10 protein-coding genes are annotated in these 11,672 nt (G+C 67.3%); 3 read left to right on the forward strand and 7 right to left on the reverse strand.

Annotated elements, in window-relative coordinates; all coding sequences use genetic code 11:
* Window positions 1–6 precede the first annotated feature (6 nt).
* The 6 genes from AC3A6R_RS14870 to AC3A6R_RS14895 form a co-directional block, all read right to left on the reverse strand.
* Complete coding sequence (locus tag AC3A6R_RS14870) at window positions 7–1,872, reverse strand: putative porin (RefSeq protein ID WP_487864724.1); 1,866 nt, start codon at window positions 1,870–1,872, stop codon at window positions 7–9.
* Window positions 1,869–2,573, reverse strand: coding sequence for an energy transducer TonB family protein (locus AC3A6R_RS14875; RefSeq protein ID WP_487864725.1), 705 nt, complete (start codon window positions 2,571–2,573; stop codon window positions 1,869–1,871). The genes AC3A6R_RS14870 and AC3A6R_RS14875 overlap by 4 nt, the downstream gene beginning before the upstream one ends.
* A gap of 10 nt (window positions 2,574–2,583) precedes the next feature.
* Window positions 2,584–2,997: an ExbD/TolR family protein gene (locus tag AC3A6R_RS14880; protein ID WP_487864726.1), complete on the reverse strand. Its 414-nt coding sequence runs from the start codon at window positions 2,995–2,997 to the stop codon at window positions 2,584–2,586.
* 12 nt (window positions 2,998–3,009) lie between these two features.
* Window positions 3,010–4,815, reverse strand: a complete 1,806-nt coding sequence (locus AC3A6R_RS14885) for a DUF2341 domain-containing protein (RefSeq protein WP_487864727.1) — start codon at window positions 4,813–4,815, stop codon at window positions 3,010–3,012.
* 89 nt (window positions 4,816–4,904) lie between these two features.
* Window positions 4,905–6,518: a ShlB/FhaC/HecB family hemolysin secretion/activation protein gene (locus AC3A6R_RS14890; RefSeq protein WP_487864728.1), complete on the reverse strand. Its 1,614-nt coding sequence runs from the start codon at window positions 6,516–6,518 to the stop codon at window positions 4,905–4,907.
* A gap of 188 nt (window positions 6,519–6,706) precedes the next feature.
* Window positions 6,707–8,338: an alkaline phosphatase PhoX gene (locus AC3A6R_RS14895; protein WP_487864729.1), complete on the reverse strand. Its 1,632-nt coding sequence runs from the start codon at window positions 8,336–8,338 to the stop codon at window positions 6,707–6,709.
* Here AC3A6R_RS14895 and AC3A6R_RS14900 point away from each other — a divergent pair.
* Window positions 8,277–8,894 carry a YdeI/OmpD-associated family protein gene (locus tag AC3A6R_RS14900; RefSeq protein ID WP_487864730.1) on the forward strand — a complete coding sequence of 206 codons (618 nt, stop codon included), beginning with the start codon at window positions 8,277–8,279 and terminating at the stop codon, window positions 8,892–8,894. The two genes, AC3A6R_RS14895 and AC3A6R_RS14900, sit on opposite strands and share 62 nt — an antisense overlap.
* Window positions 8,895–8,921: 27 nt before the next feature.
* On the opposite strand, the gene AC3A6R_RS14905 is transcribed toward AC3A6R_RS14900, so the two are convergent.
* The gene (locus tag AC3A6R_RS14905) at window positions 8,922–9,641 is read right to left on the reverse strand and encodes a GntR family transcriptional regulator (RefSeq protein ID WP_487860493.1); all 720 of its coding nucleotides are present in this window, start codon (window positions 9,639–9,641) and stop codon (window positions 8,922–8,924) included.
* A gap of 113 nt (window positions 9,642–9,754) precedes the next feature.
* Here AC3A6R_RS14905 and AC3A6R_RS14910 point away from each other — a divergent pair, with 113 nt between their 5' ends.
* Together AC3A6R_RS14910 and AC3A6R_RS14915 are read left to right on the forward strand one after the other, a co-directional pair.
* The gene (locus AC3A6R_RS14910) at window positions 9,755–10,642 is read left to right on the forward strand and encodes a fumarylacetoacetate hydrolase family protein (RefSeq protein WP_487864813.1); all 888 of its coding nucleotides are present in this window, start codon (window positions 9,755–9,757) and stop codon (window positions 10,640–10,642) included.
* A 9-nt stretch (window positions 10,643–10,651) separates the two neighbouring features.
* Window positions 10,652–11,671 carry a TRAP transporter substrate-binding protein gene (locus tag AC3A6R_RS14915; protein ID WP_487860491.1) on the forward strand — a complete coding sequence of 340 codons (1,020 nt, stop codon included), beginning with the start codon at window positions 10,652–10,654 and terminating at the stop codon, window positions 11,669–11,671.
* The last annotated feature ends 1 nt before the right edge of the window (window position 11,672 follow it).

Genomic DNA, 11,672 nt, shown 5'->3' on the forward strand with positions numbered 1-11,672 from the left:
GCCTCCTCAGAATCGCGCATTGAATTCGAGCTGCAGGGTGTCGATCGACAGCGGCGGTCCATAGATTTCCTTGGTCGAGATCCAGCGGCCGGTGAACCACATGTTCTTGTCGATCGCATACGAGCCGCCCAGGAAGTAGCCGCGCGCATTGGTGCCGCCACCATGGAAGGTCGAGTCGTTGTAGCCGTCGGGCATGGCGTCGGGCTCGATGCGCTTGTAGCCCGCGAGCACGTTCCAGTCGCCGCGCGCCGAGGGCGACGGCTTGCCGTAGGTGGCCTGCAGCATGTAGGCGTTGCCGCCGCTCTTGAAGTCGCTCTGCGCAGTGCCGCCCGTGGGGCCGAAGTTGTTGACGATGGCGCCGCGCGCGCCCGCACGGCTCCAGATGTCGTTCGCGTCGTACGCGGTGTTGCGCACGAAGTTGGCGTCCAGGCGCAGGTTGTTGCCCGCCACCGCGGTGTCCCAGCGCAGGTTCAGGTCGATCAGGCGGAACCGCGATGCCAGGCCCACGTACTGCGGCTGCGGCGTGCCGGCCGGGTTGAGCGGATCGAGCGCGATGTCGCGCAGCAGCATGAGCGTGTTGCCCTTCTGCATGAAGGCCGGGCGCGACCAGTCGGTGCTGCAGCCGTCGGCGCCGGCGTAGAGCGCGCAGGGCTGCGAGACCTGGCCGCTGATGTTGCGGAAGTTGTAGTACGCGAGCGCGCCACGCACGCGGTTGTCGTCGTTGATCTTCCAGTCGGCGCCGATCTGCGCGCCGAGCAGCCACTTGTTCTCGCTCGCCATCTTTTCCTGGCTGCGGCTCGGCGAATTGTCCGACGAGTATTCGAGCGGGATCAGCCCGAGCGTGCCGAACAGCGAGAGGTCCGGGTTGGACGCGAGCTTCTTGTCGAACTGCGCGGCGATGCCGTCGAAGTTCAGGTCGTTCGAGAACACCAGGTCGCTCGACATGAACGGATTGCCGAAGCGCCCGCCCGTCACCGTCAGCCAGTCGACCGGCTTGTGCGAGATCCACATCTGGTCGAGCCACACGCTCTTCTTGCCGAGCCCGCCGCCCAGCGTCTGGGTGGTCGAGACCGGGCTCTCGTCGCTGCCCGAGGCCAGGCGCACGCCGGCCTTGGTGTTCTCCGACAGGTCGGCCAGCACGCCCAGGCGCGCACGTGCACGGAACAGGTTGCGGCGGTCCTGCCGGGTGTTGAGGATCGACGGCAGCGAGAGGTTGGTGTTGGGGTTGACGTCGTAGCCGCTGCCGTCGTTGAGCGCGGGCCAGTTGATCTCGATGTTGCTGTTGTTGCCCGCGTAGCTGCGCGATTCGTTGCGGATGCGCACGTCGCCTTCGAGGCGGATGCGCTTGCTCCACTCGGGGGTTTCGTTGGGCGCGGCCCAGCCTTCGTCCTTGGCCTGCGCCATCACCTGGGTCTTGACCTCGTCGCGGATCTGGTCGCGCACGGTCTGCGAGATGTAGGGCACGCGCACGTCGCCGGCTTCGAGCCGCAGCCCGCCGGCGGTGCTTGCCGAAGCGGCCGTGGCCGAGGCGGCGATGCGCTGTTGCGCCTGCTGCGCGGCCATGGCCTCGGTCTGGGCCTGCGCCAGCAGCGCCTCGCCCACGTCCTTGGCGAGCGTGCCGCTCTGGATCAGGCCGCGGATCAGCTTGACCATGGCGGTCTCGGCGGGTGCCGGTGCGGCCGACTGCGCATGGGCGCCGGCGGCCGCGAAGACGAACGCGGAGGCCACGGCCGCCGCGAGCGCGCACTTGCGCAGGGTCGGCATGGCGCCCCGGCTCTGGATGTTGGTGAGATGGTTCATCGCTTCGTTCACAGGATTGAATGGGACTGGCAGGGCATCGGCACGGGCCGCGTGGAAAGTCGCGGCGCTCATGGGCGGCGCCCCTTCATGGACACGCGCATCGGAAAGCGCAGCGACGCCGGCGGCGTCTCGCCCGGCCGGTCGAGGTTGCGCACCAGCGCAAGCACCGCCTCGTCGATGTCGCCGGTGCCGGTGCCGCGCACCAGCTGGACCCGCGTGGTCCGGCCGTCGGCGCCGAGCCACAGGTCGATCTGGATGTCGTCGAACACCAGCTGGCGGGTGCGCGCATCGCGCGACAGGGCCTGTTGCAGCAGGCTGGAGACATAGCGCGCATACGAGCCGCTGCCCAGGCCGCCGCCGCCACCGCCGCCGGTGCCGCTCATGCCGCCGCCGCTGCCGGCCTGGATGCCGAAGGCGTCGTTGCCGGCTTCGCCCGCGCTGTCCATGGTCACCGGGTCGCCCAGGTCCTTCGAGGGGCTGGGCGGCGCGTCGTCCTTGGGGGCTTCGAGCGGCTCGATCGGCTTGGGCTCGGGCTCGACCACTTCGGGTTTGATCTTTTCCGGCTCGGGCTCGGGCAGCTTCTCGGGCTCGGGCGGCGGTGGGGGCGGCGGCGGCAGCATCAGCATCGGCGCATCGGCCACCACGCGCTTGGTGCTCGCGGTGTCGGACAGCAGATACCACACCAGCGCCACCAGCGCGGCGAAGATCGCCAGGCCGATGGCCGTGCCGCCCCAGCGGCGCCAGAGGCCGGAGGTCGGATCGCGAGGTTTCACGCTCCGCTCCTCACTTCTGCTTGCCGGTCACGAGGCCGATCTGGTTGAGCTCGATGCGGCGCAGCAGGTCGAGCACGTCGACCACCTTGGCGTACTGCACGCTGGCATCGCCGCGCACGATCACCGGGAAGTCCGGCGACAGCGCCTTCTCGGTGCGCAGGCGCTCCTCGAGCTCGGGCAGCGTCACCGGATAGGCGTCGAGGAACACGTTGCCCCCGTTGTCGATCGTGATCGCCTTGGTCTTGGGCTTCTCGAGTGCCACCGAGGCACTGGCTTTCGGCAGGTCGACCTTGATGCCCGGAATGCTGGCGTTGCTGGTGAGGATGAAGATCACCAGCACCACCAGCAGCACGTCGACGAAGGGCGTGATGTTGATGCCGCCCGTGCGCTTGCGCACGGCGAACTTGGCTGCACTGTTGGCCATGGCGTTGCGGACTCAGGCGCGCTTGGCCACGGCCACCGGCAGCGAGCGGCCCTCGCCCTGCTCTTCGGCCAGGCGCGTGACGAACTCGTCGACGAAGACGGCCATGTCGGCGCCGATCGCGTCGGAGCGCGAGGCCAGCCAGTTGTAGCCGAACAGCGCGGGGATCGCGACGCCCAGGCCGGCCGCGGTACACAGCAGCGCCGCCGCCATGCCCGGGGCCACCGAGTTGATGTCCACCGCGCCGGCCATCGCCGCCACCACGAACACCAGCATGATGCCGATCACGGTGCCGAACAGGCCCACGTAGGGCGCGCCCTCGATGGTGGTCGACAGCCAGTTCATGCGCTTTGACATGCGCTCGGTCTCGCGCACCATCACGCCGTCCATGGCGGCGCGGATCGCGCCGATGGTGGCGGTCGATACGGCGCTCAGGTCGTAGCCGCGGTCATGGCGGCGGCGCATCTCGTCGATGGCCACTTCGTACAGGCGCCATAGCGAGGAGTCGGCGCGCACGCGCTCGGGCACGGTGTTGCTCACCGCCAGGCGGTCGAGCGGGGCACCGGCGGATTCGCGGAAGTGCTCGATGAAGGCCGCGTTGGCGCGCGAAGTGGCGCCGTAGCTGCGGCCCTTGCCGATCATGATGGCCCACGACAGCACCATCATCAGGCCCAGCAGGCCCACCACGATCCAGGCGTCCAGCGGCATCGCGGCCAGGATGTAGCCGAAGTGGCTCTTGCCGGCCTGCTGCTCGTCGGCACCGAACACCGTCAGGCGGGACTCCGCGCCTTGCGACACGGCATCGGCCAGCAGCAGCGCGTCGGTGCGCGCCACCTTCGAGAGGCGCACTTCGTCGACCGCGCCGGTGAAGGGCGCGAAGGCGGCCGCGGGCTGCGCGCCAGCCGCAACCGGCAGGCTGCCCGGTGCGTCGCTGCCGAGCGCGGCCGCGCTGTTCAACGCCGGCAGTCTGGCCGCCAGCGTCACCGTCGGACGGCCGCCCACGTACAGCGCCACGCTCTCGCCCTCGGCCTTGACCGCGAGGTGCGACCACTGGCCGGCCTGGATCGGCTGGCCCGGCGTGCTGCGCTGGCCGTTGACCTGCACGAAGGGCACGCCCTGGTCGATGCCCACCACGAACTCGCCCGCGCCGTCGCGGCGCGCATAGATCGCCTGGCTGGCGCCGAGCGAATCGGGCCGGACCCAGGCCGAGAAGGTCAGCGCACCGCCGGCCGCCACGGCGAGCGACGGCGTTGCGGGCAGCATCAGCGGGCCGCTGCCCAGCTGCGCGCCCTTGCCGATGACCGTGCCTTCGACCGGCACGGCTGCGGTCTGGCCGTGGTTGCCGTAGGCGGTGGTGTCGCGCGGCGGCACGGCCGCCTCGGCGAAGTGGTAGACCAGCGTGTAGTCGGGGTCGAAGCTGCGCTGGCCGTTGCCCGATGCGGGCGCCTTCGGGTTGCCGTAGTACATCCACAGCTTCTGCGGCGTGCCGGCCGAGACGTTGGGCACGTCGACCCAGATCAGCGCCATGCCCAGCAGCGGATCGAACTGCTCGATCTGGTGGTTCAGCACGGTCTTGTCGTCATCCGCCACGAAGCGCAGGTCGGCGCCCGTCTCGCTCACGCCCTCGAACTTGAAGTTGCCCGTGTGCAGGCGAACCAGCACCGGCGCGCGGCCGGCATCGCTGCCGATCGCGCCGGCCTGCGGGCCGCCGTCGATGGTGACGGGTTTGCGGTAGGCCCATTCGGCCTGCCACCAGGCGTGGGCCAGGCCCGGCAAGAGCGTGCTCAGCAGGGTGAGCACGATGAAAAGAATGCGTCGCATGACAGGGTTCTCCGGAAAGCTCGTAGAGAGAGACAAGAAAGAAGGAAAGGAATGAGCGAAGGAAAGAAGGCGGATGAAAGCCGTGCGCTTCAATAGCTCGCGGTGAGGCTGAAATTCACGCGCGTGTCGTGCTTTTGGGTGCGCGGACCATCGATCAGCGGATAGCCGATGTCGACGCGGCCCGACAGGTACGTGCCCACCTTGAAGGTGGTGCCCAGGCCCACCGAATACAGCGAGAAGCGCTCGTCCTGCTCGGGCAGCGGGCTCTTCAGGCGCAGCCGCGCCGCATCGGCGAAGGCATACACGCGCCAGTTCTCGACCGTGCTGCCCAGGAAGGTCAGCGGCTGGCTGCGCAGCTCGACCGAGCCGACCACGCCGTAGTCGCCGGTGGCTTCGGCCGAGAGATAGCCGCGCACCGAGTTCATGCCGCCGCCGGCGATCTGCTCGCTCGACACCAGTGGCGAATCGGTCATCTGGCCGTTGAAGCGGAACGACAGCTGCTGGCCGCCGCCGAAGGTGTGCGTGCCGTTGAGGTCGGCCTTCAGCACCATGAAGCTCGGCGAGGCCTTGTAGCGCTTGTAGTCGAACGCGGCCCAGTCGCTGCCGTAGTTGAACGAACTGCTGGTGCCCGCCACCAGCGAGACGCCCACGCCGAGCTGGCTCTTGTCCGACTGCCGGAAGCCCGTGTACGACAGCGTGACCGGCGCGTACTTGAGCGGCACGGTGTCGGCCGTGCCGTTCAGGCTCAGCGCCTCCTTGTTGTTCTTGAAGTCGATGCCCACGCTGAACGCGTGCCACCAGTTGCCCGCGTTCGGCACGGTATAGGTGGCCTTCACCCCGATCGAGTGACCCTTGCCGAGGACGTCGGTGCCGCCCACGGTGGCCACGTTGCTGTCGGACACGAAGGCGGTGGCCTCCACGCTCCACGCGGTGCCCGAGATGGGCGCCGCATACGAGGCCGAGAACACCTGGGTCTGGCTCAGGTCCTGCGGCGCGCCGAAGAAGCTCAGCGAGGCGCTGTGGCCCAGCTGCCAGAGGTTGTCGTGGCCCAGAGAGGCCGTCGCGCGCAGCTTGCGCGTGTCGGCGCTGTAGTCGTTGTTGAGGCCGACGCTGCCGCGCCATGGGCTCGAGTCCTGGACCTTGAGGTCGACGTCCATCGTGCCCGGCATCGCACCCTGGCGCACCAGCGGCATCACCTGCCGCTTCGGGCCGCGGTTGAGCGCTGCGAGTTCGGCCTGCGCCTGGTTGAAGTCGGGCACGCCGCCCTCCTTCAGCGCCGGCACCTGGTCGCGCACGTCGAGCGGCGAGTTGTATTCGGCGCCCACCACGCGCACGCGGCCCACGCGGGTCTCGTTGACCTGCAGGAACACCACGCCCTGGGTCACCTGCTGCTCGGGCAGGTCGACGTACACCGACTGGTAGCCCGCTGCCTGGTAGGCCGCGAGCAGCGCGTCGCGCGCCGCTTCCACATCCTTGAGCGTGCGCTCGGGCCCGAGGAAGGGCGTGACCGCCTTTTCGATGGCGCGCGCATCGAGCACGGTGTTGCCGCGCACGATGTACTCGGCGATGTCGACCTTGCGGGCGGGTTCTGCGGGGGCCGCGGCCTCCTGGGCCAGGGCTGCCGCCGGACTGCCCAGCGCCATCACTGCCAGCCACACCGCTTTCCAGCACAGCGGTGGCCGGCTCTTCTTCATGTCATGCATTTACAGCTCGGTTCTCAAGGATGAAGCTCGCTTGCAGCGGCTCATGATGGAGAGCCTCGATGTCGCTGCTGCGTACGGTTACCTAGACGCGTGGCGTACGCAACGACTGCGGTTTGTCACGAAAACTTCATCAAGAAAAAAGGCCTCCCGATCGGGAGGCCTTGAGCAGACTCTTCACCTTGGCGTCGTCACCGCGCCGGGCGGGGCAAGACGATCTCGAAAGTGATGCCATCCTCGGATCTGCCCGTCGTGCCGCGCTGCGAGCTGAAATACAGGCGCGTCCCATCCGGAGAGAGGGCCGGCCCGGTGGTTTCGCTTGCGTTGTGTCCGACCAGGCGCGCGATCACCTGGGCACTGCGGTCGGCACGCACGATGCCGACTTCCAGGTTGCCGCCATCCTCGGTGGCAATGATTTCGCCGAGCGCGGTGATCGTGATGTTGTCAGGCCGGTTGACGGCGAAAGTGACCGGGTCGACCGAGTTCTTGTTGCCGTCGTAGATGACCTCGATCGTCTGGTTCGCGACGTCGAAAGCCCAGATGCGGTGGTTGCTCTGGGTAGCGAAGTAGACGATGCCGTTGAAGTACCAGGTCCCCTCGCATTTCGGAAAGAAGGTGCCCGGCGGGACGACGCCTTCCGCGGGCGCCACCGCGAGGCGGACGTAGCCTTGGCCCTGCTCGGGATGGAGGGCATCGACCCAGTCGACTGCGCATGGCTTGTCGATGTCGAGCCCAGCCGTTGCTGCGGCGGCGATCACCTCGGCGTTTGCAGGCAGGCCGCGAAGCTGCAACACCTGCAGCTTGCCGTTCTGCAAGCGCGGCCGGTCCAGCCCCTCCGGCCAGTCGGTCGCATCGCAGACGAAGCGATAGATGCGGCCACCACTGGAATCCTCGGTCAGGTAGAGGACGCGGTTGAATGGATCGACACTCACCGCCTCGTGCGAGAAGCGGCCCAGCGCGGGGAAGCTTCGTCCCGTCTGGCCGTCGACCCACGGCGTGAACGGATCGCACTCCCACACCAGGCCGGCGCTTCGGCCGATCAACGCGACCAGCGGATCGTTCGGGGCCAGCTCGAACTCCTCGCAGGACAGCCAGGTGCCCCATGGCGTGCTTCCGCCAGCGCAATTGCCTCCGGTGTTCTTGAGGATCGGGTAGCTGTCGATCAGTTCGCCATCCTTGCTGAAGCGCAGCGCACCAGCGCCACCGGCAGGCTTCATGTCGGCGTCCAGGGCCAGTTCGGAATTGCTGACGTAGACCCAGCCGCCATCTGCAGCGGCGAAACACGCCCCGCCATCCGGAGCGCCGTGCCAGGCCGGCCTGCCCGGCAACGGGGGCTGGCCCGATCGCGCCACGATGCGCGAGCTGAAACCCTGGGGCAGCATCACGCCATTGGCATCGGCGGGCTGCAGTTCGGACATGGCTTCGAACGGGCTCGTCGAACGGGGCGGCTCGGACGGCGCCGGTGCGGGTTCGGGTGCAGGCGTCGGTGCAGGTTCTGGTGCGGGCGCAGGGACAGGAGGTTGTGCCGCCCCCAATACGGGAACGATCCGGTCACTGCCGCCCCCGCAGGCTGCAACGAAGCTGGCGACGGACACGCCGCCACCGCTCGCGAGCGACAAGCGCAAAAATCGACGACGACCAGGAAGGTCGAGAGGAACAATGTCGGGCATCTTCGTGGTCTCGAAACGTGAAAAGGCGTAAGCCTGGCCGGCGTCGATGTCAACCGCGTGTCGGCTCGCTCGCTGCGGCACACTCCACGCGATGCCCGCCGCCAAACCACCCGTCCAACCCGACGCATCCCCGACCTTGTTCAAGAACGCCAAGGCCTTCGAGACCTGGCTGAAGAAGAACCACGCCACCTCCGACGGCCTCTGGCTCAAGATCGCCAAGCGGGGCGCCGATGAGCCCAGCGTCACCTACCCCGAGGCGGTGGAGATCGCGCTCTGCTGGGGCTGGATCGACGGCCAGAAGAAAGGGCTCGACGACCAGCACTTTCTGCAGCGCTTCACGCCGCGGCGCGCGCGCAGCGTCTGGTCGAAGATCAACGTCGACAAGGTCGCGGCGCTCATCGAGGCGGGCCGCATGCAGGCGTCGGGCCACGCGCAGATCGAGGCCGCCAAGGCCGACGGACGATGGGCGCGGGCCTACGACGGCGCGCGCACGTCCACCGTGCCGGAGGACCTGCTGGCGGCGCTCGAAGCCGAGCCGAGCGCCAAGGCCTTCTTTGCAACGATCAATGCGGCCAATCGCTACGCGGTGCTGTGGCGGATACAGACTGCCGTGAAGCCCGAGACGCGCGCCCGACGCATCGCCCAGCTTGTGGAGAAGCTCGCACGCGGCGAGACCATTCACATCTTCAAGCCCGCTGCGAAGGCGTGATCTCGACGAGGCGGACCTGGCACGCTTCTATTGCGGCGCAGAAGAAGCACGTGAAGACGACGGACGGCTCTGGGGTGCTGCAAGCAGAGGCGATCGCAAGATGATCTCGGCCGTTGCAAGGAAATGCTGTTCCAGCTCTTTGAGGGCCGCTTTTTCGTCACGCTTCAGCACCGCCTCGGTCAGGCGGCGGTGCTCACCGCGCACATCGCGGGTGTCGGTTTCCAGCGGGGCCGAAAGGCGGCGATAGCGCTCGCTCTGCTCGTGCAGCAATTTGCGCAGCCGCAGCAGCCAGGGGCTGGGGCACGCGCTGACCAGCGCTTCATGAAATTCCTTGTGCGAATGGCTCCAGACGTCGGTGACCCGCGTTTCCGCGTCGGCTGGCGAGTCCTGAAGCCGTTCCATGCGATGGGCGGCAGCGACGATGCGCGATTCCCATTCGACGTCGCCCAGCCTCATCGCCTGCGCGAGGCACAACGACTCGATCTCGACGCGGGTGCGGGTGATGTCCAGCAGTTCTTCGCGGCTGACCGGACTGACCCGATAGCCGCGATGGGACTCGGCGATCACCATGCCCTCCGCACTCAGGCGAGACAAAGCCTCCCGAATGGCCCCGAGGCTGACCTCAAAGCGCTTCTCCAGTGCGCCGATGTTCAGCTTTGCCCCGGCAGGCAACTGACCGTCGAGGATCTCGGCGCGTATCAGGCGACAGACCGTCTCGGCCTGCGTGGGTTTGGCGGTAGGCAGCATGGCTCTGAAATTTTATCCGGGTATGTACTAGCTGCCGAATAATATATTGTTAGCTAAATTATACATATCACCTGATGAAAACAAAGTTCAGGTCATTCAAAGGAAAGAGACACATGAAATTGCTGCGTTTTCTGTCGGAAGGACGCGAAGGCTGGGCGGTCCACGACGCGGCTGGCGACGCATGGCACGGCACGACGCAAAGCGCCCTCGCGTATCCGGGCGCACTCGACGACCTGATCCGCCAGGGCCGGCCGGCGCTCGATGCCGCAGCATCCGTGATGCACCAACAGCCTGCGCTGGACCTGGCGCAGGTGCAATTGCTGGCCCCGCTCGGTCGTCCCGCCAAGATCATCTGTGTCGGGCTGAATTACCGGGACCACTCGGAAGAAAGCGGCTTTGTACAGCCGGACTACCCCACGCTCTTTTCCCGCTTCACCACCAGCTTGGTCGCGCATGACGCACCCATGTTGCACAGCGCGCTCTCGGACACGCTGGACTACGAAGGCGAACTGGTCGTGGTGATCGGCAAGGCAGGTGCGTGCATCACGCGCGAGCAGGCACTGTCGCACGTGCTGGCGTATTCGGTTTTCAACGACGGCAGCGTGCGCGAGTACCAGTTCAAGTCGCCGCAATGGATGGTCGGCAAGAACTTCGACGGCACCGGCGCTTTCGGACCCTGGCTGGTCACGGCCGACGAACTGCCGCCGGGCGCCCGCGGCCTGCTGCTGGAGACGCGACTGAACGGGCAGACCGTGCAATCGGCCAACACCAGCGACATGGTGTTCGACGTGGAATCGCTGATCGTCACGATCAGCGAAGCCATCACCCTTGAAGTGGGCGATCTCATCGTCGCCGGAACCCCCTCGGGCATCGGGCATGCGCGCGAGCCGAAGCTCTACATGAGGCCTGGCGACGTCTGCGAGGTCGAGATCGAAGGCATCGGCCTTCTGCGCAATCGCGTGCAGAGCAGGCCCGCGTCCCACCCGCCCGTCAACCACTGAGGAGACACCATGAACTGGTCCCGATTTATTTCCACTGCAGCCTTCAGCACGCTCGCGGTGCTGGCGCCATGGAGCGCGGGTGCGCAGGACATCAAGGCGCGCACCGCGCGTTTCGGCCACGGCATGGCCGACGCGCACCCGGCGGGGCAGGCGGCCCGGATGTTCTCGGCCGAGATGGAAAAAGCGACCGGCGGCAAGATGAAGACCGCCGTCATCGCCAACCAGGCGCTGGGGCCCGACCCGCAGATGCTGGGTGCGCTGCAGGGCGGCGTGCAGGAGTTCTACACCGGCAGCGCGCTGGCGCTGCTGGGCCAGGTCAAGGAGCTGGGGTTCCAGGACGTTCCGTTCCTGTTCAACACCGAAGCCGAAGCCCACGCCGTTTTCGACGGACCGGTCGGCAAGCACCTGAACGACAAGCTCGCCGGTGTCGGCATCCATGTCTTGGGCTGGTGGGAGAACGGTTTTCGGCACATCACCAATTCGAAGCGCCCGGTCAACACCCTGGACGACCTCAAGGGGCTGAAGCTGCGCACCCAGCCCAACCCGCTCACGCTGGACGCCTTCAAGGCGATCGGCGCCAATGCGTCGCCGCTGCCGTGGTCGGAACTCTTCGTGGCACTGGAAACGCGGGCGTTCGACGGGCAAGAGAATCCCGTCGTGCTGATGTACACCCAGCGCTTCTACGAAGTGCAGAAGTACATGACGCTGTCGGGCCACGTCTACTCGCCGCTGATCTTTGCGGTGTCCAAGAAATTCTGGGACAGCCTTTCGGCGACCGAGAAGCAGATGATGACCACCGCCGCCGCCAGGGCCACCGCATTCCAGCGCAAGACCACGGCCGCCGAGGCCAGCAGCGCGCTGCAGGGCATGAAGGACAAGGGCATGCAGGTGACCCAGTTCTCCGCCGCCGATCTGCAGGCCATCCGCGACCGCGTGCCGCCGGCCATCGCGCCGCACCTGGAGAAGATCGGGCCCGAGTTCATGACCCTGGTTCGCAGCGAGATCGCCCGCGTTCGCGCCGCCCAATAAC

The sequence above is a fragment of the Variovorax sp. Soil_C_19 genome (assembly GCF_057657255.1).